Source organism: Tenacibaculum sp. 190130A14a (genome assembly GCF_964048965.1).
Lineage (GTDB): Bacteria > Bacteroidota > Bacteroidia > Flavobacteriales > Flavobacteriaceae > Polaribacter > Polaribacter polynesiense.
Window position 1 is genome coordinate 423,046 of sequence record NZ_OZ040189.1, and the last position, 23,511, is coordinate 446,556.

The following is a 23,511-nucleotide window of genomic DNA, read 5'->3' on the forward strand; positions in this document are numbered from 1 at the left end:
ATTATTCTGAATGATTACGTTTCAAGATTTAGATTTATCCAATCCACTAAGAAATGCCATAGAAGATTTAGGGTTTGTAACTCCAACACCTATTCAAGAGGAAGCTTTTCCCAAAGTTCGCTCTGGAAATGATGTAGTAGGAATAGCACAAACAGGTACAGGTAAAACTTTTGCCTATGTGTTGCCTATTTTAAGAGATCTTAAATTTTCAAAGCAAGAAAACCCGAGAGTACTCATACTAGTTCCTACAAGAGAATTAGTAGTACAAGTGGTAGAGGAAATTGAGAAGTTGGCAAAGTATATGACACTTCGTGTTTTAGGAGTGTATGGTGGAGTAAATTTAAATCGCCATAAAGAGGCAGTTGCGCAAGGATGCGATGTTATTGTAGCTACCCCTGGTCGTTTGTATGATTTGGCAGTAAGTCGAGTATTAAAATTGAAATCAATTCAGAAATTAGTGATTGATGAAGTAGATGTGATGCTTGATTTAGGCTTTCGTTTTCAGATTTTAAACATTTTTGATTTACTTCCAGAAAGAAGGCAAAATGTGATGTTTTCCGCTACGATGACAGAAGATGTAGAAGCTTTGATTGATGATTATTTTATTGCACCTAAGAAAATAGCTATTGCGGTTAGTGGTACGCCTTTAGATAATATTGAGCAGAGTTCTTATAATGTGCCTAATTTTTACACAAAAATTAATTTGTTAAATGAACTACTGTTTGACAAACAAGAGTTTCATAAAGTACTTGTTTTTGCTCCTAATAAAAGAAATGCCGACCGAATTTTTAATTTATTAGAAGAAGAGTTTCCAGGTCAAAACTGTGTAATTCACTCTAACAAAACGCAAAACTATCGTTTACGATCTATAGAGGAGTTTAATAAAGGGAACCATAGAATTTTAATAGCAACTGATGTAATTGCTCGTGGTCTTGATTTAGTCGAAATTTCGCACGTAATTAACTTTAATCCTACACAGTACCCTGAAAACTATATGCATCGAATAGGGCGTACAGGAAGAGCTTCTCATAAAGGAAAATCAATTTTATTTGCTACTGAAAAAGAGCAGTTAGCGAAAAAAGAAATTGAGGAGTTAATGAATTATGAAATTCCGTTAGTAGATATTCCAGAACAGGTTGAAATATCAAACCAATTAACTGAAGAGGAACGTCCGAGAGAAGATAAGTCACAATCTGCCAATAGAACTTCTCAAGAGTATGTCCCTGGCCCTGCTTTTCATGAAAAGAAAGAAAAAAACAGAAAGGTCAATTTAGGAGGGTCTTATAAAAGAGAAATAGCTAAAAAATATAAAAAGCCTAAAACAAGAGGGCAGAAAAATACAAGTAAGAAGAATAGAAAACGTAAATAATGAGAGCACTTACCGAGCAAGAACTACATAATTTAGGTATGAATATCATTGGTAAGAAACTCCAAGAGAAAGGCTATGAGTTTGTTGCTATCAACAGTAAACTAAAGAGCCATCCTCAGTTTGTGTTATTTAAAAAAGGAGAGCCTACAATTTTTGTTCTTGTAAAAGTTTCAAATAATATTCAAAATCCAGATTCTTACGATGTTTTATGGATGGAAACGTTTAAAGAACATGCCAAAAAACAAAATGCAAAAGTTTGGTATGCAGGTATAGGTATAGCAAATGCAGAAAGTATAGACTTACCTGTTTTTAAAGACGAACCGTATTATGTTGCTTTTGAAGATTTTATAGATATATTGTAACTTATTGTTTTTCAAAGCATTGTATTTTGTAGAGCGGAACCTACCAGTTATACATACTTTTTTACCATTTATACATAAACCACTGAAAAACAAGGATAAAACCTAGTTTAGATGTATATTTGTGTAGGGGAAATTTTAAAAATCTACAAATGAAAAAAAAGTTACTTAAGGGGATTCAGGACTTTTTAAAGAACATCTTAGCAAAATTATCGGAATTTGGAAAAGGGGCCAGTTACGCTATTAATCACTAAGACCTACGAAAAAATTAAGTTTTGAAGAAAAACACCAGCATTTAGGAAAATGCTGGTGTTTTTTTATATCATATTTCTAATGTCTTGTTTTATCTACAACTAAACATTGTTGGTTTGTTGTTCAGAGGCTTTTCGTTCGAGCTCTGCTTGGAATTCTTCCATTACAGGTTTCACAGTACTTTCTGGTAAATCAACAATTTTAATATACATCAATCCGTCAATAGCATTGTTAAATTTTGGATCTACATTAAAAGAGATAATTCGAGCATTTTGTTTAATGTACTTTTTTATTAAAACAGGAATACGAAGTGCACCTGGTTCAAGTTCATCAATAACTTTATCAAATTTATTCATATCTGATTGCGTAGAGTCAAAAATGAAATCTTTATCAGCATCATTTAAACGAACTTTAAACTCTTTCTTAGGATGGATATATTGTGCTAAATAAGGATCGTAATAATGAGATTTCATAAACTCAATCATTAACGATTTAGAAAATTCAGAAAACTGATTGCTAATACTTACACCTCCCATTAAATACTTATGCTCTGGGTAGCGTAGAGTTACGTGAACAATACCTTTCCAAAGTAAAAATAATGGCATTGGTTTTTGTTGGTATTGTTTGATGATGAAAGCGCGTCCCATTTCAATGGTTTTTTCCATCATGCTATGAAGCTCAGGCTCTACTCTAAACAATGTTTGAACATAGAAACCATTAATACCATACTTTTTATATATTTCTTTACCTAGTCCCATTCTATAGGCACCAGCAACACATTTTTTTTCGTTGTCCCATAAAAATTTATGGTAGTAGTACTTGTCATACTTATCTAAATCAATAGACTTGTTCGTTCCTTCACCTACCTCTCTAAAGGTAATTTCACGTAAACGTCCTATTTCATGTAAAATATTCGGGATGTCTTTGGCATGTGCAAAGAAGACTTCGTAATTTTTACTTTGTAAGAGTCTCGCACCAGATTCACGTAATTTATCTACCTCTTTAGCAAATAACTCAGGATTTCTTTGAGACGTTATATTTTTTGCCTTTTTAGGAATCTTTAAGTTTTGAGTAGACAAGATTTTTTGAGGCGTTTTCTCAAAAGGATTCGCCAACATATATGTTTTCTTTCTTAAGAAATGATAAAAATCTGGAATTTCAGAATAGTTGTCTTGATCTTTAACAGAAATAGGTTTTCCTATTCTCACTTTAATTACCCTGCTTTTTTGAGAAAGCAATTCAGAAGGTAATTTAGCCGTACGTAGGGTATCACTTATTTTTGATAAAAAGTAAAATAACTTACTGTTTTTTGCATGGAAATAAATAGGGATAACCGGAACTTTTGCTTTTTTTATCAAGCGAACTGCTCCTTCTTCCCACTCTTTATCTACCATAAGTTTTCCGTCTCTGTAGGTAGAAACTTCTCCTGCAGGGAATATACCTAAAGGTTTTCCTTCACGTAAATGCAATAATGCATTTTTAATACCAGCTACACTAGATTTTGCGTCCTTATGATTTTCGAACGGGTTTACCGGCATTACATAAGGCTTTAAAGGCTCTATTCTATGAAGTAAAAAATTAGCGATTATTTTATAGTCTGCCCTGTGTTCAACTAAAAGCTTTAATAATAAAATACCATCTATTCCTCCTAATGGATGATTAGAAATGGTAATAAAAGGCCCCTCTTTTGGAATACGTTTTAAATCCTCTTCTGGAATTTCAAATTCTATTTGAAATTCATCAAGCAATCCATTTAAAAACGGTAAGTCCTTCTTATGCTTATGTTTGTTATATATTTTGTTGGCAGTGGAAATGCGCAAAATCTTCATTAAGAGCCATCCAGAAAACGTTCCAAACGCTCCAAATTTATCAACTCCAATAGCTTTTGCTATTTCCTTAGGTGTTACTAATCCCATTTAAAGATATCAATTAGACGTAACTGCAAATATAACGGAAATTTGTGAGCTTTAATAGCTTTTATTCTATGACCAACTGAGCGGTCTCCGTATTAATTTGACGAATAATCGATTTCCCCCTTTTTTGTATAGCTTTTATAGCATCATCGTTAAAATGACGAATGGTATAAAGCGTCACGTTTCTGTATGATTTGATATTAAAATCTGCTTGTAAATCGTTTAAAAAATCGTCAAACCTGTGATACTTATCTTCAATACAAACAGAAAAACTTATGGCCGAATTTTGGATAAGATTAACTTTCAATTTGTATTCGTGTAATTTTTTAAAAACATCACTAATGTTATGTTCTACCATAAATGAAAAATCCTTTGCAGAAATGGAAACTAAAATTTGGTTTTTCTTTACAATAAAACATGGCACTTCAGGAGTAATTTTTTTTCCTCTACCTACACAAGTTCCTGTTTTAGAAACATCATCAAAAGAGCGAACAAATAAAGGAATGTTTCGTTGTTCTAATGGCTGAATTGTTTTTGGATGAATTACCGAAGCTCCATAAAAAGCCATTTCAATAGCTTCTGTATAGGATATTTCTTCTAATAACTCAGTTTCAGTAAATACACGTGGATCAGCATTTAAAACACCGTCTACATCTTTCCATATTGTAACACTATTGGCATTCAAACAATAGGCAAAAATTCCTGCTGTAAAATCAGAACCTTCTCTTCCTAAAGTGGTGGTTTCTGATCCAGAACTCCCCAGAAATCCTTGGGTAATATTGAGTTGACTAGTATTTACATTTTCTTGAATTAACTTTTGTGTAAGGCTCCAGTTTATTTTAGCTCCTCTATAATTGGCATCTGTTTTTATAAGTGTTCGTACATCTAACCATTGGTTTGAAATACCTATATCCTCTAGGTAGGCACTTACTATGCTAGTAGATAGCAATTCACCAAAACCTACCATTTGATCGTAAACAAAATTGTAATCGTTGGAAGTATTTTTTATCATGAATCCACTTAGTTCACCAAATAAAAAAGTTACTTTCTGATAAATCTCATGCTCTTTGTCAAATAATCCATTCATCATGTCTTGATGAAAATCTTCAACAAAGTTCAATGACTCTTTTAAATCATCTTTTTTATAGAAATAACTATTTACAATACGTTCAAAAGCATTGGTCATTTTACCCATGGCAGAAATAACTACCAAAACATTTTCAGTACCTTCATGTTGTAATACTCTAGCAACATTTTTTACTCCATCAGGATCTTTGACAGAAGCCCCTCCAAACTTAAATATTCTCATTACAAAATTTTGATAAATTGTCTTCACTCATATGGCAAACTCTCCATTCGTCATAAACAGTTGCACCGGTGCTTTTATAAAAATCAATAGCGTTTACATTCCAATCTAAAACTTCCCATGCAACTCTTTTAAAATTGTTGTCATATGCATATTGTAAAACAGCAGCATATAAAGCTTTACCAGCGCCAATTCCTCTTTTAGACTTAGTAACCATTAAATCTTCTAAATGAATGGTTTTACCCTTCCAAGTAGAGTATCTTTCATAGAATAAAGTCATTCCTGCGATAGATCCATCACTCTCTTCAGCAACAAAGGTTTTAAACTTTGGATTTTCGGAAAAACCATCACGTATCAAATCTTCAACAGTTATTTTAACCGCATTGGGCTCTTTTTCAAAAACAGCTAATTCCACAATTAAATCATGAATAGCTTGGGCATCTTTCAAGGTGCCTTTTCGAATGGTAAAACTCATAATTTGAAATTTTAGGTAAAGATACTTTATAAAATTCTCCAATAAAACAAATGAGAAATTAAAACATATCAATTTTTTTTGTTGAAAATTTTTAAGTTTTAAACATTCGAAATCGTTGTAGTTCCGCAAAAAAGTTGGCATCTTTGTACACAACACAAAAATTTAACATGAATAACAAGCACACCACTCTTGGAGAGTTTATTATAGGTAACCAAAAGGACTTTAAATATTCTTCAGGAGAACTATCTCGTTTAATTAATTCTATTCGTTTAGCGGCTAAAGTAGTAAACCATGAAATTAGAAAAGCTGGTTTAGTTGATATTACAGGAGCAGCTGGTGATATCAATGTACAAGGAGAAGCACAGCAAAAACTTGATGTTTTAGCAAACGATTTGTTTAAACAAACATTAATTAACCGTGAAATTGTTTGTGGTATAGCGAGTGAAGAAGAGGATGATTTCGTAGTAGTTGAAGGGAAGAATAAAACAAATGACAATAAGTATGTTTTATTAATGGATCCGTTAGATGGTTCTTCAAATATTGATGTAAATGTGTCAGTGGGAACTATTTTCTCTATTTATAGAAGAGTATCTCCCGTAGGAACCCCAGTTACAAAAGAAGATTTCTTACAGAAAGGAAGTGAGCAAGTTGCGGCAGGATATGTTGCGTATGGTACTTCTACCATGTTAGTTTTTACAACAGGAAATGGTGTTAATGGATTTACTTTGAATCCAGCAATTGGTACTTTTTACTTATCACATCCTAATATGCAATACCCTGAAATCGGAAAAATTTATTCTGTAAGTGAAGGGTATTTTACACATTTTCAGGAAGGTATGAAACGCTTTTTAGTACATTGTAAAGAATTGAATGAGGCAGATAACAGACCATATACAGCGCGTTATATTGGTTCACTAGTTTCAGATTTTCATAGAAATATGATCAAAGGAGGGGTGTATATTTATCCTGCTACAGAAATAACACCAAAAGGAAAGTTACGTTTATTATATGAATGTAATCCAATGGCATTTATTTGTGAGCAAGCAGGAGGGAAGGCCTCTGATGGTTTTACAAGAATAATGGATATTAAACCTACCGAGCTTCATCAACGTGTTCCATTTTACTGTGGAAGTATTCAATTAGTTGAAAAAGCAGAAGCATTTATGAAAGAGTTTTCATCAGATGAGAAACCGGAATATTAAAGAATAAGTATTCTTTATACTGAAATAAAATTTGAATAAGGCAAACAGTTGTTTGCCTTATTTTTTTAGAGTAAATTTACACTTGTAAAAACGAAAAATTAATCAAATAAAAATCAAATAATTATGGCTTTTGAATTACCAGAATTAGGATATGCATACGATGCATTAGAACCACATATAGATGCTAGAACTATGGAAATTCACCATAGCAAACACCATAATGGATATACAACTAAATTAAATGGAGCAATTGCTGGAACTGATTTAGAAGGAAAGTCTATTGAAGATATTTTAACAAACTTAGATATGAGCAACGGAGCTGTTCGTAATAATGGAGGTGGATTCTATAACCACTCATTATTTTGGACAGTTATGAACCCAGAAGATAGAGGATATTTATCAGGAGAATTAAAAGATGCTATTGAAGCTGAATTTGGTTCTAAAGAAGCATTTATCGATGCTTTTTCTAAAGCAGCTGCTACACAGTTTGGATCTGGATGGGCATGGTTATGTGTGCACAAAGGAGGAAAAGTTGAAGTATGTTCTACTCCAAACCAAGATAACCCATTAATGCCAGGTGTTTCTTGTGGAGGTACTCCAATTTTAGGATTAGATGTTTGGGAGCATGCATACTATTTAAACTACCAAAACCGTCGTCCAGATTATATTGATGCTTTCTTCAAGGTAATTAACTGGAATGAAGTTGAAAGAAGATATGCAGAAGCTAAGTAATTAGTGTTTGTATAAAGAATAAATAAAACCCGCTTTAGAGCGGGTTTTTTTATACTATACTTTTTGTAATCGTAAACCTTGTACTCGTTGTTCAAAACTATCTTCTTCTACAGGAAGAATTACGCTATCAAATAACTCTAGTAAATCATCAGAATGTTTTTCAGAAGTTAATTGACGTAAGTTAAAATATACAAAAGAGCTCCATAAAACAGCTTTTAATTCTGTTTTAGTTTCATTCCACATGCGAATTTCAACCAATAAATTTTTGCTGCCATATTTAATTAATTGAGAATCGATTGTAACTGTTTCCATTAATGTTGCTGGTTTTAAATAAGCAATTTGATGAGAGCCTACTACCCAACTTTTACCGTTGTTTTTTCCATGTGCATAAATGTCTAAATTGTAGTTAGCAATAAGTTGATCTTCTCTTGCATTAATTAAATAATTGAAGTAAGAAGCATTGTTTAAATGGTTAAAAGGATCACAATCTTGAAATCTTATTTTTGTTCTGCTTTCTAGAATTTTTGGTAGTTCCATAGTGTAAAGTTTAATTAATATACCGATTGGTATATTTTTGGTTAAAAAAATATTATTGTTCTAATTCTTGTTTTATAATGTGTTTCATTGTTTGTGCTAGATCGATAAGGTAGCTATCATCTTTCATAATATACGACATATACACTGCGCCTTCTATCATATAAAAGAAACGTTTGGCATACAGCTCACCGTCTATAGTTGATTTTATTTCTTTCGACTTTTGCCCCATTTTTATTAAAAAAGAAAATTGTTCTAAGATTCTGGAATTATAAGAGCGAACTAAATTAGCAATAGCCGTATTCTGATTGTTAGAATCTACACCTATATTTAAAATTGGGCATCCACCAAATTGTTGACTATACCTATAATATGCTTTATAAAACGTAGCTACGTTGTGTAGCATAGCTAAAGGTGTTACTCCTTTATTTATATGTTGGTTTAAATCTTTTAGAACTTTTCTAACTGAAAAACGAAAAGCTTCAATGGCTAACTCTTCTTTATTTTCAAAATGTCCGTAAATAGCACCTTTTGTCAAACCTGTTGCTTGAGTAATCTTAGATAAACTCATTGCAGAATACCCATTTTTATTAAAAATAGGAGCAACAGTTTCAATGATATGTGCTTTTGTTTTTGCTGATTTAGACATTTATCATGTATTTCGAGGTAAAGATATAAAAAATATACCAATCGGTATTTTTTAATATCAAAAAAAAGCCCCGAAATTAAAATGGGGCTTCTATTATGCTTTTAATGCTTGCTCTAAATCTTTTAATAAGTCGTCAATATCTTCAATTCCAATACTTAAACGAATTAGTGAATCGGTAATTCCAATTTTTAAGCGTTCTGCTTCTGGAATTGATCCATGCGACATTGAAACCGGGTGGTTAGCTAAACTTTCTACTCCTCCGAGTGATTCAGCAAGCGTAAAGACGTTGATATTTTCTAAAAATTTAAAAGCAGCCTCCCTACTTTCATCCTTCAATTTAAAAGAAACCATTCCTCCGAAATCGTCCATTTGTTTCTTGGCAATTTCATGATTAGGATGATCTTCAAACCCTGGGAAATATACAGTTTTTACTTTAGGGTGATCTTTTAAGAAATTAGCAACAGCTTTTCCATTTTCACAATGACGTTGCATTCGAACGTGTAAAGTTTTAATCCCTCTTAAGGCTAAAAAACTATCCATTGGACCTGCTATTGCACCAGCCGCAAATTGAATAAAATGTAAATCTTTGGCAAGTGTGGCCTCTTTTACAATAAGTGCCCCCATGATTAGATCAGAATGACCGCCTAAATACTTTGTAGCAGAATGCATTACAATATCTACACCTAAGTCTAATGGTCGTTGTAAGTAAGGAGTAGCAAAAGTATTATCAACAGCCACGAGTATTTCAGGATTTATTCTTTTTACAGCAGAAGTAATTCCTTCAATGTCTGCAATCTTCATGAGTGGATTGGTAGGCGTTTCTAACCAAATTAGTTTAGTGTTGTCTGAAATAGCATTGGTTATATTGGAAACAACATCAGCATCAACATAAGTGAATTGTAACTCATATTTTTCAAATAGTTGGGTAAACAATCGGTATGTGCCCCCATAAATATCATCCCCTGTAATTACTTCATCTCCTGGTTTTAGTAATCGCAGTATGGCATCAATGGCTGCTAAACCAGATGAAAACGCAAAACCATGGGTTCCATTTTCTATGGCAGCAAAAGAATCTTCTAAGGCAGTTCTGGTAGGGTTGCTTCCTCTTGAATAAGCGTAACCTTTATGAATTCCTGGACTTACTTGTGCATAGGTAGAAGTTTGGAAAATAGGAGGCATTACAGAGCCTGTTGCTTCTTCATGTTTTTGTCCTCCATGAATGGTTTTGGTATTGAATTTCATCTACTGTGTTTTTAATTGTTATACCAATTTCACCAAAGCCATAATGATTCCTAAGTGAATTCCTTCATGTAAATTGTTAAAAGCAACGGCTCTTTCAATGGAAGTTAATTCAAATCCCATGCTTGTCATGTATGGAGTATATTCAGTAAAAATACCAGCTTCAAAATCTTCTTTCAAAGTATCAGGTAATCCCATTAATAACTCTTTAACTTCTTCCCATTCTTCTTCTGTAAAATCTTCTGAAGGAGCAGTACCTTTTCTATATTTTTCGATTAAATCATCAGGTACTAAACATTGGTTACCTGATAATTTATAATGTAATAATTGCTGTGTAACTACTAAGTGAGCTACATTCCATGCAATGTTGTTTTTAAAACCTTCTGGAGTTATATGAAGTTGTTCAAGGGTTAAACCTTCAATTTTTTTTAGAACAATTTCTCTAGATTTTTTTAAAACCTCAAATTCTGTATTCATTTTCTGATTATTTTAGCGATATCAAAGATACTTATTTAACATGAAGAAAGTTTATTTTTTACAAACCTGTGATACGTGTAGAAGAATACTAAAAGAAGTGAATATAGAAGGTTTTGAAAAACAAGAAATAAAGTTACATCCGATTACAGTTCCTCAATTAGAATCGCTAAGAGAAATGACTGATAGTTATGAAAGTTTATTTAATAAAAGGGCTAAGCTGTATAGAGAAATGGATTTGAAAAATCAGAATTTAACAGAAGCTGATTATAAGCAATATATTTTAGATGAATACACTTTTTTAAAGCGACCAGTTTTTGTTGTAGAAAATGAAATATTTATTGGAAACAGTAAAAAGGTTGTTGAAAGTCTTAAAGATCGTATAAACTAAAAAAGCAGCAGTATCAACTGCTGCTTTTTTTTTAAGTTTTTTCTTTTAGTTAAAAGCTAATTCTCCATTTTTAGATGAAATTAGTGATGCAAGTTCATCTTTGGTTAGTTTGGTTGTAATTCCTAATAACACAAACTTATCTCCATCACCACTAGCTTTAATGATGATTTCTCTAATGAAATCATTTTTTTCAAGGAATAAGATTTCAGCTTTTCCTCCTTTGTCTTTAGCTCTAACTAAAGTTTTTAAATTGTTTCTTCTTGAGAATTTTTTAAAATCTCTGGCAACGTCATCATCTTCGTTGTCAAAAATCATTAATTTGAAATCGCTCGATTTCTTAATCAAGTTTTTAATTTCAGTATCATCTTCATCATCAAAGAATTTTCCTGCAAAAGAACTTGATACGTTAATAGAAAAAGCGGTTTTGTCTTTGTTAGCTTTGTAAAAGCTTTTGAATTTAGTTTCTTGTGCGCTAACGTTTAAAAGGAATAAGCAAAAAATAGCTGTTATAAATCGTTTCATAATATTTGGTTTTGAAAGGAAGACGACTAGCTCTAAATTTTGTTACAAATGAGAAAATGGTACCAGTATCACGTTAAAGATAATTGGTTGTAAAATAGGACTATATTTGTATGAATAGAATTAGATGATAATATTGTTATGAAGAAACTTAGTCTTATTGTTTTACTCATTTATTCAATGCTGTCTTATGCTCAAAGTAGTTTTAATAGAGCTATAGAGCAATTAGGAGTTGATTTAAAATATTATCCGGAAACAAAAATTGAAGAAAAAAGTTTAACAATAAACTTGTTTAAGGAAACTAAAGAATTTTGTGAAGAGAATATCCCTAAAATAAACGTCATAAATTTTAATGAGTTTTCCAAAGCTAGATCAGTAGAAATAAAAAGTAAAAAGCCTTTGGGAGGAAACATCTATTTAAGGCTTACAATAGAAGAATGGACCTTTTCTGATGTTAAAAGAGCGCGAGATTTTGAGCGTAAATTTAAACTTATTCGTCATTTAGATTGTTTGAATAAAGGGGGTATTGAGTTTTGGAGAGTTAAAGAAAAGATGTATTTAATAATAAGTCCAGCAACAATGTTTAGTTACGAATTTGGAAAAGTAAAAAAGTCTATGAATAAAATACTAATATATTAGAGGAAGTGAGAAACAAAAAAAGTCTCAACAAATATTGTTAAGACTTTTAAGTTGGCCTACTAGGACTCGAACCTAGAATATCGGTACCAAAAACCGGTGTGTTACCATTACACCATAGGCCAATTTTCATAATGCAAATATAAAAACAAAGTTTTATATTTAAAAAAACAATAAACAGTTTTTATGAAAAAATCCTTACGAAACTCGTAAGGATTAGTTGGCCTACTAGGACTCGAACCTAGAATATCGGTACCAAAAACCGGTGTGTTGCCATTACACCATAGGCCAATTGCTTATTGCGGGTGCAAATATAGAGCTAATTTTGAATTCAACAAACTTTTTTTATTTTTTTTCATTTAACACAACTTTATACGGTTTGAACCCATTTTAAGAGATTCAAAATTATATTTTTGTTTCTAGTAAAAAACAGAGAGGAATTAATACTTTCGTATATTATTTTAGATCAAAGACTATGAACAATTTTAGCTATAAAAAATGGAATACTATTTTAGGATGGGTTTCATTTGCAATTGCATTAATCACCTATACTTTGACATTAGAGCCAACGGTGAGTTCTTGGGATTGTGGAGAATATATTTCTACAGCCGTTAAGTTAGAGGTAGGGCACCCACCAGGGGCGCCACTATTTCAAATGTTAGGAGCCTTTTTTGCAATGTTTACTAATGATCCATCTCAGTTTGCTAAAATGGTAAACTTTATGTCAGCATTGGCAAGTGCTTTTACCATTTTGTTCATGTTTTGGAGTATTACCAATCTAGCTAAGAAGATGGCAGTGAAAAATAATAAGTTTGGTAACGGAGAAAAAATTGCTGTTTTAGGAAGTGGTTTGGTAGGTGCATTGGCTTATACGTTTTCAGATAGTTTTTGGTTTAGTGCCGTAGAAGGGGAAGTATATGCAATGTCTTCTTTTTTAATGGCTTTATTATTTTGGTTAGGTTTAAAATGGGAAAATGAAATTCATTCTTCAAGAGGAAATAAGTGGTTAGTATTAATCAGTTTTGTAGTTGGATTATCGTTTGGAGTACATATTTTATCATTATTGGTTATTCCTTCAATAGTCATGTTGTACTTCTTTAAAACCTACAAAAATATTACACTAAAAACCACGGCAATTGCTACACTAGTTTCTATTTTGGTTTTGGCTGGAGTGTTTAAATTTTTATTCCCTTTCACATTAAAGTTTTTTAGTGTTGCTGAATTGTTCTTTATCAATTCAATAGGATTACCATATAATTCAGGAACAATTATAGCAGGGTTATTATTGATTGGATTATTCTACTACGGATTAAGTTATACACGTAAAAAGAATTTGGTAACGGCAAATACATTGGTCTTATCAGTGTTATTTATAATGATTGGTTTCTCGTCTTGGTTAATGTTACCAATTCGTGCAAATGCCGATACAGTGATTAACGAAAATAATCCATCTAGTGCACGTGAGCTATTAGCGTATTACAACCGTGAGCAATATGGAGATGCCAATGTGTTTTATGATAAATATTATTCATTTGCGTATGATAGAGAACAAGATAAAACGAATCCATATAAAGATGATAAACCAAAATACGAAAAAAGAAATGGCAAGTATGAAATTGTAAATAATTACAAGAATGTATTGCCTAATTGGTCAAGCAAACACAAAGGGTTTATACCAAGAATGGTAGATCCGGGAGCAGAACAATATTATAAGAAAATAGCGGGTATTCCTGCTCGTAGTAAACGAAGACCAACGTTTTTGGAGAACATGAAATTTATGGTCGATTATCAGTTCGGATACATGTATGGTCGTTATTTTATGTGGAACTTCGTAGGAAGACAAAATGATATTCAAGGACATTTAGATTATGAAAATGGAAATTGGTTGAGTGGTGTTAACTTTATCGATGAAATTCGTTTAGGCCCTCAAACTAACTTGCCAGATGAAATTCAGAACAACAAAGGAAGAAATAAATATTACTTCTTACCACTAATTTTAGGAATCATAGGGTTGCTGTACCATGCAAAGAAAGACCAAAAGAATTTATATGTTTTAGGATTGTTCTTTGTGTTTACAGGTTTCGCTATTATTTTCTACACCAACCCAAAACCATTTGAACCAAGAGAACGTGATTATGCAGTTGTAGGATCGTTTTATGTATTTGCTATGTGGATTGGTTTTGGAGTCTTAGCATTATACGATTACTTAAAATCATATGCATCTAAGAAAACCATTGCTATGGCAGTTTCAGTGGTTTCTTTATTGGCTGTTCCTGTATTAATGGGATTCCAAAACTGGGATGATCATGATAGAGGTGATAGATATACTGCGCAATTAAATGCACAAACTTATTTAGAAAGTTGCGATCCGAATGCAATCATATTTACCATTGGTGATAATGATACCTTCCCACTTTGGTATATGCAGCAAATGGAAGGAGTTCGTACCGATATTAAAATTGTAAACACAAGTTTATTTGCAACAGATTGGTATATAGATCAAATGAAGAAGAAAACGTATGAAGCAGATCCGATACCATCTCGATTAACGCACGATCAATATAAGTACGGAACGTTAGATGTGGCTTATTTCTATCCATTACCACAATTAAAAGATTCTATTTTACCAATTGGAGATTTTATGCGTTGGATAGAAAGTGATAACGATGCTACATATTTAAGTGCTGGAGAAGATTCTAAAGAAAAGTTTTATCCAACGAACAGAATACGTATTCCAGTGAACAAAAAGAACGCTATTGAATCTGGAATTGTAGCATTAAAAGATGCAGATAAAATATTAGACTATATAGATATTGAAATAGGTGAAGTATTGCCTAAGAACAGAATTTTAATGTTAGATATCTTAAATAATTTTGACTGGAAACGTCCAATTTATTTTACAGGAGGATCTAATTCTGATGATGAATATATTTGGATGAAGGATTATTTACAGTTAGACGGAATGGCCTATAAATTGGTTCCGATTAAAACATCAAATGAAGGAAAGTCAATGTTTGATATGGGACGTATCGACCCAGAGAAGATGTATGCTAATGTAAAGAAGTGGGATTGGAAGACTATTAATAATGGAGAAATCTATTTAGACGAACAAACTAAGAGAAATGCTATTTCGTTACGTAATAACTTAATGCGCTTGTCTGAAGAGTTTTTAAAGAAAGGAGATTCTGTACAAGCAAAGGATGTATTGGATTTATCTTTATACAAAATGCCAATTAAAGATTTTGATCATTATAGTATTTCATTAGGATATCCTGAGTTGTATTATCGCATTGGTGATAATGAGAAAGCACAAGAAACCGCAGGAACCTTAGCAGATATCTTTAAACAAAGATTAAAGTATTACAGTACTTTTAGAGGAGACGATGAAAACTTAATATTAGAAAACCTTGAAACTACTTTGTACATGTATCAAAATGTTGTGCAACAGATAGCGCAATATGATAAGGATGAAGAGTACGGTAGGAAAATGTTTGAAGATTATGTAAATCATGCTAGGTTGTTCAAGCATTTAATGCCAGAGGAAGAAGAACCGTTATTAGAAGAATTAGACTCTATAAAACCATAACATCTTGAGGTTTTATCTAATCAAAACACCACGTATTATAAAGAAGCTATTCTTTAATTATACGTGGTGTTTTGCATCTAAACAAAAAGAAGTTTACTTAACGTTTGACGATGGACCAACCCCTAAAATAACTTCATTCGTGTTAGATGAATTGGAAAAGTACAATGCGAAAGCTACTTTTTTTTGCATTGGAAAGAATATTGAAAACCATCCAGAGATATTCAAGAGAATTGTTGATGAAGGACATACGATTGGGAATCATACACAGAATCATTTTAACGGATGGGAACATACTAAAAATGATTATGTAATCAACGTTCAAAGGTGCGAAGAGGTAATTGGTCAATATACTGCAGGAATTTCTCAAAAACATTTGTTTAGACCACCTTATGGAAAAATTAAACGTTCTCAGGCACACGAATTGAGAAAAAAAGGATACCAGTTAATTATGTGGGACGTGTTGTCTGCCGACTTTGATAAGCGCGTGTCTAAAGAGGAATGTTTAAGAAACGTAATGTTACATACAAAGAAAGGAAGTATTGTAGTGTTTCACGATAGTGTTAAAGCTAGCGAAAGACTATGCTATGCTTTGCCAAAAGTATTAGAAAAGCTATCGAAAAAAGGATTTAGTTTTAAGGCAATTTAAACGTATTGCTGCACTAAACCAATTAAAGTATTTGCATCTTGCTCACCTGTTTGACGCCACATCATTTCCCCATTTTTATAAATCATAAAAGTAGGATTTCCTTTTACACGAAGTGCCTCAGCAAGAATTTCATTCTTCTTTATGTCAATCTTGATAACTTTGGCTTTATCACCTAAAGCAGCAGCAACATCTCGAAGAGTATCTAAACTAGGTTCAAATTCTTCCCAATCTGTGTAAAAATCGATTAACACAGGTTTGTTGATACTTATGATTTCACCAAACTTTGTCATTTTTTGCATACGGTTTTTAAGTAAAATGCCTAAAATTACTAATTTTTTTATTATGTCTATATGAAATTAAGGTTAAAAATGCTGAAAATCAGGCTTTTTTTAACTTTATGACGGTGATTTCGGGCCAAATTCCCACTCTTCCAGGAAAAGCATGGTAACCAAAACCTCTATTAACATTAATAAACCTTCCGAATTCATTGTATAAACCAGCCCATTGTTTGTATACATATTTAGCCGGACTCCATTTTATAAACCCAGGAATTTCAATTCCGAATTGTAGCCCATGTGTATGTCCACTTAACGTAAGCTGATAATTAAAATCATCTTCTTTTATCTTGTATTCCCAGTGGCTTGGGTCGTGGCTCATTAATACCTTAAAATCTTCCTTTAGAATTCCTTCAGAGGCTTTTTGTAAATCACCAGCTTGGTTAAATCCTTTTCCCCAGTTTTCAACCCCTACCAAAGCTATCTTTTCACCATTTTTTTCAAGATACCTGTTTTCATTTAACAACAATTCAAATCCAATTTTAGGGTGAATATCTTTAATTGCTTGAAAATTGGCTTGTTTCTCTTCTTTTGAATTCCATTTTGAGTAGTCTCCATAATCATGGTTTCCAAGAATTGAATACTTTCCCATAGGTGCTTTTAATTGTGAAAACATAGGAATCCAAGCATCCATTTCTTTAGCAAAATTGTTTACAATATCACCTGTAAATAAAATGACATCAGAATTTTGTTTGTTTATTAAATCAACACCATACTGAATTTGTTCTTTATTGTCGAAACTTCCTGAGTGAATGTCGGTAATATGAGTAATCGTAAAACCTTCAAAGGCTTCTGGTAAATCAGCAAAAGGCAATTCATATTGAATTACTTTATAATTAAACTTTCCTCTAAAAATACCATATAAAATACTGGCAAACGGAATGGCAGCAATTCCTAAGGCTAGTTGTGCTATGAACTTTCTTCTTCCCGCTAAACTTTGAGTTTCTTCTTTAGAGAAATAAGAAATTCCTTTTTGAAACCATCTTACAATATCTTCTCCTAACATAAAAAGTAGGATGACTAATTTGGGCAATAATACAATTAACAGTGCCCCAAAAGCATATTGAAATTGTCTTGTTTGCCCAGAGCTTCTGTCTGAAGAAAAAATAACATAGAAAAAGTTAATATAGGCTAAAGCTCCAGCAAGTAACCAACCATATCGTATAAATTTATTCTTGGTTACAGTTTTGATTGCTTGAAAAGCGTAAGTTTCAAACACAATGATTAGTGTTGAAATAAGAAGTAAAGGGATTACCCAACGAGGCATAGTGTACTGATTTTTAAAACGAAGCAAAGATACGTCGATTCCTAAAAATCAATTTTTAACATCATGTTAAAGTTTTGTACCTTGTCATCACTTAAAAACAGATCAAATGTCAGGTAAAAAAAGGCTATTCTTATTAGATGCTTATGCATTAATTTTTAGAGGATATTATGCGTTTATTAAAAATCCAAGAATCAATTCTAAAGGAGTAGATACTTCTGCTATTTTGGGATTTACCAATTCTTTACTGGATGTTATCAAACGAGAAAAGCCTGATTATCTTGCAGTATGTTTTGATAAAGGGGGAAGTGTTGATCGTGTGGAAATGTTTGAGGCTTACAAAGCAAATAGACAAGAAACTCCAGAGGCAATCCGCGTGGCAGTACCATATATAGAGCAGATATTAGAAGCAATGAATATTCCTGCAATTGTAAAAGAAGGGTATGAGGCAGATGATATTATTGGAACATTAGCAAAAAAAGCAGAAAAGGAAGATTTAGAAACCTATATGGTTACCCCCGATAAAGATTATGCGCAGCTAGTTTCTGAGACTACTTTCATGTACCGTCCACCACGAATGGGGAATGGTTATGAAAAATGGGGAGTAGAAGAGGTAAAAGAGAAGTTTGGAGTAGAAAGACCTGAACAAGTTATCGACTTTTTAGGAATGATGGGAGACTCTGTAGATAATATTCCTGGCTTACCAGGAGTAGGTGAAAAAACCGCTAAAAAGTTCTTAGCAGCTTATGGTTCTATGGAAGGTTTGTTTGAAAACATTCATGAACTGAAAGGAAAGATGAAAGAGAAAGTTGAAGCCAATCAAGAATTAGGATTACTTTCAAAGAAATTAGCAACAATTATGTTGGATGTTCCTGTTGAGTTAGAGCTAGATAAACTAGTAATGGAGCAACCAAATATTGAAGCAACCAAAACAATTTTCACAGAACTAGAGTTTCGTAGGTTAACCGATAACTTATTAAAAACTTTTTCAGTAGCAACAGAAGAAACAACTGCAACACCAAAGAAAACAACAAGTGGAGTAAATAAAGAAGGACAGTTTGATTTGTTCGCAGCACCCGGTGGAGGTAATGTAACAGAAGAAACTCAAATAAGTGGATTTAAAACTATTGAAAACACCCGTCATTTTTATCAATTAGTTGATACACCTGTATCAAGAAAATTACTCTTGACAAAGTTAATGCAGCAAACTTCTGTTTGTTTTGATACGGAAACAACAGGTTTGAAAGCTTTAGAAGTTGAGTTGATTGGAATTGCTTTTTCTTGGGAAGAAGGGAAGGGATATTATGTTGCCTTTCCAGAAAATCAAGAAGAAACTCAAGAGCTATTAGAAGAGTTTAGACCATTCTTTGAGAACGAATCTATAGAAAAGATAGGACATAACTTAAAGTATGATATTAAGGTATTGTCAAATTACCATATGCCTGTAAAGGGTAAGTTATTTGATACAATGATTGCACATTATTTGATTAATCCAGATATGCGCCATAATATGGATGTACTTTCAGAAACCTATTTGAACTATCAACCTGTTTCGATTACTGAATTGATAGGTAAAAAGGGGAAAAATCAATTGTCTATGCGACAAGTTGAATTGCCTAAGCAAACAGAATATGCCGTTGAAGATGCCGATGTAACTTTGCAGTTAAAAGAGCATTTTACAAAGGAATTATCAAGTGGGAATGTTACCGAATTATTCAATGATGTAGAAACACCATTGGTATCTGTATTGACAGCAATGGAAATTGAAGGAGTCAACTTAGATACAGAATTTTTAAAGTCTTTATCGAAAGAATTGACGGAAGATATAGCAAAACTTGAAAAGAATATTTATGAGCAGGCAGGTGAAGAATTCAATATAGCATCACCAAAGCAATTAGGACCTGTCTTATTTGAAAAATTGAAACTGGTAGACAAACCTAAAAAGACGAAAACAGGACAGTATTCTACTGCAGAAGACGTATTGTCTAGTTTAAAAGAACATCAGATTGTTTCAGATATCTTAGAGTATCGTCAGTATAAAAAATTACAAAGTACGTATGTAGATGCTTTACCAAATGAAATAAATCCTAAAACGGGAAGAGTTCATACGGTATATGCACAAGCGGTGGCAGCTACAGGACGTTTAAGTTCGAATAATCCGAACTTACAAAACATTCCAATTCGTACAAAAAGAGGACAGGAGGTGCGTAAAGCGTTTATTCCTAGAGATGAAAACCATGTGCTGTTAGCAGCAGATTATTCTCAAATAGAACTACGTATTATTGCAGCGCTGAGTGAAGAAGAAAACATGATTAAAGCTTTCCAAGAAGGTGAAGATATTCATGCTTCTACCGCAGCAAAAGTATTTGATGTAGCTATCGATGAGGTAACTCGTGAACAACGTAGCAATGCAAAAACGGTAAACTTTGGAATTATCTATGGAGTGTCTGCTTTTGGATTAAGTAATCAAACAAACTTAACAAGAAAAGAAGCTAAGGCCTTGATAGATGCCTACTATGAAACGTATCCGAAGTTAAAAGCTTATATGTCTAAGCAAGTAGATTTTGCTCGTGACAATGGATATGTAGAAACCGTTTTAAATCGTCGTAGGTATCTGAAAGATATCAATTCTAGAAATGCTATTGTACGCGGAGCGGCTGAACGAAATGCTGTAAATGCCCCAATACAAGGTTCGGCAGCCGATATTATTAAATTGGCTATGATTAACATTCATAAACGATTTGAACAAGAGAATTTCAAATCTAAAATGTTATTACAAGTGCATGATGAATTGGTATTTGATGCACATAAAGATGAGTTAGAGATTATAAAACCTATTATCAAAGAAGAAATGGAAGGCGCATTTAAAATGAGCGTTCCATTAGATGTTGAAATGGGAATTGGTCAAAACTGGTTAGAGGCGCATTAATTTCTAATGCGTAAAGTTTCCAAAATAAACCATATTAATATCCAATTCTTTATTTCCAAGTGTTGAACCATCATGAAAGCAGTTGTCTGTTGGTGCGATGTAATATTGATATGGTTCTTGTTTTATTTTTACAACAGGATAATCAGGGAAATATTTAAAAAATGTTTCTGCAACATTGTATACAGTCACTTTAGTAATATCTGTTTTTTTCTTTAACATGTTATACACTTGAATCATAGAAAGATTCATGTATAAAAAATGACGTGTTTCAGTTCCTATGTTGATACAAATTCTATTACCAAACTTGTGTGTTGTGTGCAGTGTCATAAACTGAGTTCCATCATTGTGAAGCCCCATATATTTCTTTTCTTCAACAGTAAAGTTATCTGGTAACCTGGTAATATCACATGCCACCATTTCTACATTTGGTAAATTGGTAGTAATGCAATGTAAATGAAAGGGTTTGCTGTTGGCAATCGTTGCTAGAAAGTTGTTGAGTTCGATATTCAAAGCCATGGTTAATTCTTGGTCTTTTGCGAAAGAAGCCATTACATCTTCTCTGTTTTTACAAGAACTAAAGTCAATTTTTGTAAAAAGATCTTTTACTTTTTGTGGTAATTCACCGAGGTAAATATGATTGTGGTCTTTTAACTCCGTATTTGGATTTAGAATTCTTTTTTCATCATTATTTAATGCTTTCCAGTCTCTTTTTGGAATATAAGCTTCATCAATATATAGAGGCAAAAAAGAATAGTGTTCATAGCTTACTTCACTTCCTTTATGTTGAGAATGATGTATTACCCCAGAGTTAATGTGCATCGTCTCAAAAGAATCTGACAGTCTACTGTGAATGCCAATTCCTTTTTTCATTTGTATTAGATTTTCCATATTATTTAAAAGTTTGGTTAGTTGATTTTTAATATTGAAAATTTCCAAAATAGACGATACACACATCTAAATGTTTTGCTCCTAAAGTAGAACCATCATGAAAACAATTATCTGTAGGAGCAATATAGTACTGATAAGGTTTTTGTTCTATTCTAATTACTGGGTAATCTGGAAAGTGTTTAAAGAAGTATTCTGGTATTGTAGAGATGTTTACTTCTTTCAATTCCTCTGGATTCATTTTCTCTTTCAGCATGGTATGTGCTTCCGTTAAAGAAAGGTTTACAAATAAGAAATAACGAGAATCTTTTCCAAGATTAATACTTATTCTATTCCCAAATTCATGAGCGGTTTCTATAGTCATTAATTGGGTACCATCATTATGTATTCCTAAGAATTTCTTATCACCTTGCTTATAGCCTTCAGGCAACATTGTAGTATTGCAGGCAACCAATTCTACATTTGGATAGTTAACTCCAACACAATGAAAATCGAATTTTTTTTGATTGGAAATAGGCGCTAAAAAATTGTCTAGTAGCTGTGTTGCTTGAAGCACTAGATCTGGATTGGTTCCTAGTTTTTCAAAAACCTGTTCACGATCTAAGCTTTCTTCTAATTGTAATTTTTGAAAACAGTTTTTTAAGTCTTCAGGAATTGTTCCTAGATATACTGTATTAAAGTCATTTCTACTTTCATCAGGTTCTAATAAATCTAATTCTTTTACAGTAAGTTGTCTCCAGTCTCTTTTATTTACATAAGCATGGTCTACATATTCAGGAACAAATTGTTCATCTAAATAATTTACCAAGGCAGCTTCTTGATCTGTATGATGCAGTGTTCCAGAATTAATAGTTATAGCATTAGCTCCCTCAGGAAGTGTGTTGTGAATCATTAATTGTCGTTTAATTTCCATAGTGCTGTTTTTTAAGTTTAGTATTGAAACTTTCCAAAATAGATCATTATTACATCTAAATTCTCCATTCCGTAGGTAGAGCCATCATGAAAACAATGATCGGTAGGAGCAATGTAATATTGATATGGTTTTTGAGGGATTTTGATTACAGGATAATCGGGAAAATGCTTAAAGAATAGTTTAGCAATGTTAGCTAAGTTAATTGAATCTCTCGGAATGTTTTTTTCTTTTTTTAGCATGTTATATGCTTGTGTTAGAGAAAGGTTTACATATAAGAAATAGCGCGTTTCTGCTCCAAGGTTTATAGTGAATCGATTTCCGGATTTATATGACCCATGAATAGAGGTTGGTTCAGCTCCATCGTTATGAATTCCCATATACTTTTTGTCTTCTTCTGTGAATCCTTCAGGAAGCACTGTGGTATCGCAAGCAACCATGTCTACATTTGGAAGATTAGCTCCAACAAAATGAAAATGAAAAGGGAGGTCGTTTGCAAAATCGGTCAAATACGATTGCATGTAGTTACTTAACTTCAAAGTAAGCTCTTTTTGATGTGTCATTTTTAAAACCACATCATCAGGGTGTACAGATTCTTGGAATTTAAGCTCCTGGAAAATTGTTTTTAAGTTCTCGGGGATGTCTCCAATATATATGGTGTTGTAATAATTTCTAGAATGATTTGGTTTTGATTTTATAGTAGTAATTTCTTCAAGAGATAGTTTTCTCCAATCTCTTTTTACTACATATGCGTCATTTTCATACTTAGGAACAAAGTTCCAATCTAGGTAGTTTACACGACTTTTTTCCTGATTAGTATGGTGAGTTGTTCCAGAATTGATTCTGATATCATCGTATATTGCTTCTGTAGAGCTGTGCAATTGTATTCCGTTAATAATTTTCATA

22 protein-coding genes and 2 tRNA genes are annotated in these 23,511 nt (G+C 32.5%); 9 read left to right on the forward strand and 15 right to left on the reverse strand.

The genetic code is table 11. The annotated features are described in order from the left end of the window. Positions 1-13 precede the first annotated feature (13 nt). Both ABNT22_RS02065 and ABNT22_RS02070 read left to right on the forward strand, forming a co-directional pair. Positions 14-1,369 (forward strand): DEAD/DEAH box helicase, encoded by a 1,356-nt coding sequence (locus ABNT22_RS02065; RefSeq protein WP_348716694.1) that lies wholly within the window; start codon positions 14-16, stop codon positions 1,367-1,369. Beyond that, positions 1,369-1,731 carry a Na(+)-translocating NADH-quinone reductase subunit F gene (locus ABNT22_RS02070; RefSeq protein ID WP_348715964.1) on the forward strand — a complete coding sequence of 121 codons (363 nt, stop codon included), beginning with the start codon at positions 1,369-1,371 and terminating at the stop codon, positions 1,729-1,731. Before ABNT22_RS02065 ends, ABNT22_RS02070 begins: the two co-directional genes overlap by 1 nt. A 350-nt stretch (positions 1,732-2,081) precedes the next feature. Here ABNT22_RS02070 and ABNT22_RS02075 read toward each other — a convergent pair whose 3' ends face one another. The 3 genes from ABNT22_RS02075 to ABNT22_RS02085 form a co-directional block, all read right to left on the reverse strand. Continuing rightward, positions 2,082-3,896, reverse strand: coding sequence for a GNAT family N-acyltransferase (locus ABNT22_RS02075; RefSeq protein ID WP_348715965.1), 1,815 nt, complete (start codon positions 3,894-3,896; stop codon positions 2,082-2,084). Between the two features lie 61 nt (positions 3,897-3,957). Then, positions 3,958-5,202, reverse strand: a complete 1,245-nt coding sequence (locus tag ABNT22_RS02080) for an aspartate kinase (RefSeq protein ID WP_348715968.1) — start codon at positions 5,200-5,202, stop codon at positions 3,958-3,960. Continuing rightward, positions 5,189-5,674, reverse strand: coding sequence for a GNAT family N-acetyltransferase (locus tag ABNT22_RS02085; RefSeq protein ID WP_348715969.1), 486 nt, complete (start codon positions 5,672-5,674; stop codon positions 5,189-5,191). The genes ABNT22_RS02080 and ABNT22_RS02085 overlap by 14 nt, the downstream gene beginning before the upstream one ends. Positions 5,675-5,841: 167 nt before the next feature. Here ABNT22_RS02085 and fbp point away from each other — a divergent pair, with 167 nt between their 5' ends. Both fbp and ABNT22_RS02095 read left to right on the forward strand, forming a co-directional pair. Further along, entirely contained in the window at positions 5,842-6,876 is a 1,035-nt protein-coding gene (fbp, locus tag ABNT22_RS02090; protein ID WP_348715972.1) for a class 1 fructose-bisphosphatase, read from the forward strand. A gap of 123 nt (positions 6,877-6,999) precedes the next feature. Next, on the forward strand, positions 7,000-7,608 hold the full coding sequence (locus ABNT22_RS02095) for a superoxide dismutase (RefSeq protein WP_348715974.1): 609 nt from the start codon (positions 7,000-7,002) through the stop codon (positions 7,606-7,608). Between the two features lie 54 nt (positions 7,609-7,662). On the opposite strand, the gene ABNT22_RS02100 is transcribed toward ABNT22_RS02095, so the two are convergent. The 4 genes from ABNT22_RS02100 to ABNT22_RS02115 all read right to left on the reverse strand — a co-directional run bounded on the left by ABNT22_RS02100 (position 7,663) and on the right by ABNT22_RS02115 (position 10,507). Next, complete coding sequence (locus tag ABNT22_RS02100; RefSeq protein WP_348715977.1) at positions 7,663-8,145, reverse strand: acyl-CoA thioesterase; 483 nt, start codon at positions 8,143-8,145, stop codon at positions 7,663-7,665. Positions 8,146-8,197: 52 nt separating this feature from the next. Continuing rightward, entirely contained in the window at positions 8,198-8,791 is a 594-nt protein-coding gene (locus tag ABNT22_RS02105; protein ID WP_348715980.1) for a TetR/AcrR family transcriptional regulator, read from the reverse strand. A gap of 93 nt (positions 8,792-8,884) precedes the next feature. Then, positions 8,885-10,033: a cystathionine gamma-synthase gene (locus ABNT22_RS02110; protein WP_348715983.1), complete on the reverse strand. Its 1,149-nt coding sequence runs from the start codon at positions 10,031-10,033 to the stop codon at positions 8,885-8,887. Positions 10,034-10,051: 18 nt separating this feature from the next. Further along, positions 10,052-10,507: a DinB family protein gene (locus tag ABNT22_RS02115; protein WP_348715985.1), complete on the reverse strand. Its 456-nt coding sequence runs from the start codon at positions 10,505-10,507 to the stop codon at positions 10,052-10,054. A 40-nt stretch (positions 10,508-10,547) separates the two neighbouring features. On the opposite strand from ABNT22_RS02115, the gene ABNT22_RS02120 reads away from it, so the two are divergent. Continuing rightward, on the forward strand, positions 10,548-10,895 hold the full coding sequence (locus ABNT22_RS02120; protein WP_348715987.1) for an arsenate reductase family protein: 348 nt from the start codon (positions 10,548-10,550) through the stop codon (positions 10,893-10,895). Positions 10,896-10,940: 45 nt separating this feature from the next. Here the strand turns inward: ABNT22_RS02120 and ABNT22_RS02125 are convergent, their stop codons facing one another. Further along, positions 10,941-11,417: a DUF4252 domain-containing protein gene (locus tag ABNT22_RS02125; RefSeq protein WP_348715990.1), complete on the reverse strand. Its 477-nt coding sequence runs from the start codon at positions 11,415-11,417 to the stop codon at positions 10,941-10,943. A gap of 138 nt (positions 11,418-11,555) precedes the next feature. Between ABNT22_RS02125 and ABNT22_RS02130 the strand changes: the two genes are divergently transcribed. Continuing rightward, complete coding sequence (locus ABNT22_RS02130; RefSeq protein ID WP_348715993.1) at positions 11,556-12,053, forward strand: hypothetical protein; 498 nt, start codon at positions 11,556-11,558, stop codon at positions 12,051-12,053. A gap of 51 nt (positions 12,054-12,104) precedes the next feature. Here the strand turns inward: ABNT22_RS02130 and ABNT22_RS02135 are convergent. After that, positions 12,105-12,175 (reverse strand) — tRNA-Gln (locus ABNT22_RS02135). A gap of 95 nt (positions 12,176-12,270) precedes the next feature. Further along, a tRNA-Gln gene (locus ABNT22_RS02140) sits at positions 12,271-12,341 on the reverse strand. 184 nt (positions 12,342-12,525) lie between these two features. Here ABNT22_RS02140 and ABNT22_RS02145 point away from each other — a divergent pair. Then, positions 12,526-15,636 (forward strand): DUF2723 domain-containing protein, encoded by a 3,111-nt coding sequence (locus ABNT22_RS02145; RefSeq protein WP_348715996.1) that lies wholly within the window; start codon positions 12,526-12,528, stop codon positions 15,634-15,636. Between the two features lie 4 nt (positions 15,637-15,640). Continuing rightward, positions 15,641-16,282, forward strand: a complete 642-nt coding sequence (locus ABNT22_RS02150) for a polysaccharide deacetylase family protein (RefSeq protein WP_348715998.1) — start codon at positions 15,641-15,643, stop codon at positions 16,280-16,282. On the opposite strand, the gene ABNT22_RS02155 is transcribed toward ABNT22_RS02150, so the two are convergent. Both ABNT22_RS02155 and ABNT22_RS02160 read right to left on the reverse strand, forming a co-directional pair. Further along, positions 16,279-16,572 (reverse strand): thioredoxin family protein, encoded by a 294-nt coding sequence (locus ABNT22_RS02155; protein ID WP_299105084.1) that lies wholly within the window; start codon positions 16,570-16,572, stop codon positions 16,279-16,281. The genes ABNT22_RS02150 and ABNT22_RS02155 overlap by 4 nt on opposite strands. Positions 16,573-16,660: 88 nt before the next feature. Beyond that, positions 16,661-17,884, reverse strand: a complete 1,224-nt coding sequence (locus ABNT22_RS02160; protein ID WP_348716000.1) for a metallophosphoesterase — start codon at positions 17,882-17,884, stop codon at positions 16,661-16,663. A 106-nt stretch (positions 17,885-17,990) separates the two neighbouring features. Between ABNT22_RS02160 and polA the strand changes: the two genes are divergently transcribed. After that, complete coding sequence (polA, locus tag ABNT22_RS02165) at positions 17,991-20,810, forward strand: DNA polymerase I (RefSeq protein ID WP_348716002.1); 2,820 nt, start codon at positions 17,991-17,993, stop codon at positions 20,808-20,810. 3 nt (positions 20,811-20,813) lie between these two features. Here polA and ABNT22_RS02170 read toward each other — a convergent pair whose 3' ends face one another. The 3 genes from ABNT22_RS02170 to ABNT22_RS02180 are packed head-to-tail and all read right to left on the reverse strand — an operon-like array spanning position 20,814 to position 23,510. Next, positions 20,814-21,698: a hypothetical protein gene (locus ABNT22_RS02170; protein ID WP_348716004.1), complete on the reverse strand. Its 885-nt coding sequence runs from the start codon at positions 21,696-21,698 to the stop codon at positions 20,814-20,816. A 28-nt stretch (positions 21,699-21,726) separates the two neighbouring features. After that, a complete protein-coding gene (locus ABNT22_RS02175) occupies positions 21,727-22,608 on the reverse strand; it encodes a hypothetical protein (protein WP_348716006.1) in 882 nt (293 codons plus the stop codon). Between the two features lie 17 nt (positions 22,609-22,625). Beyond that, positions 22,626-23,510, reverse strand: a complete 885-nt coding sequence (locus ABNT22_RS02180; RefSeq protein WP_348716009.1) for a hypothetical protein — start codon at positions 23,508-23,510, stop codon at positions 22,626-22,628. Position 23,511: the final 1 nt, after the last annotated feature.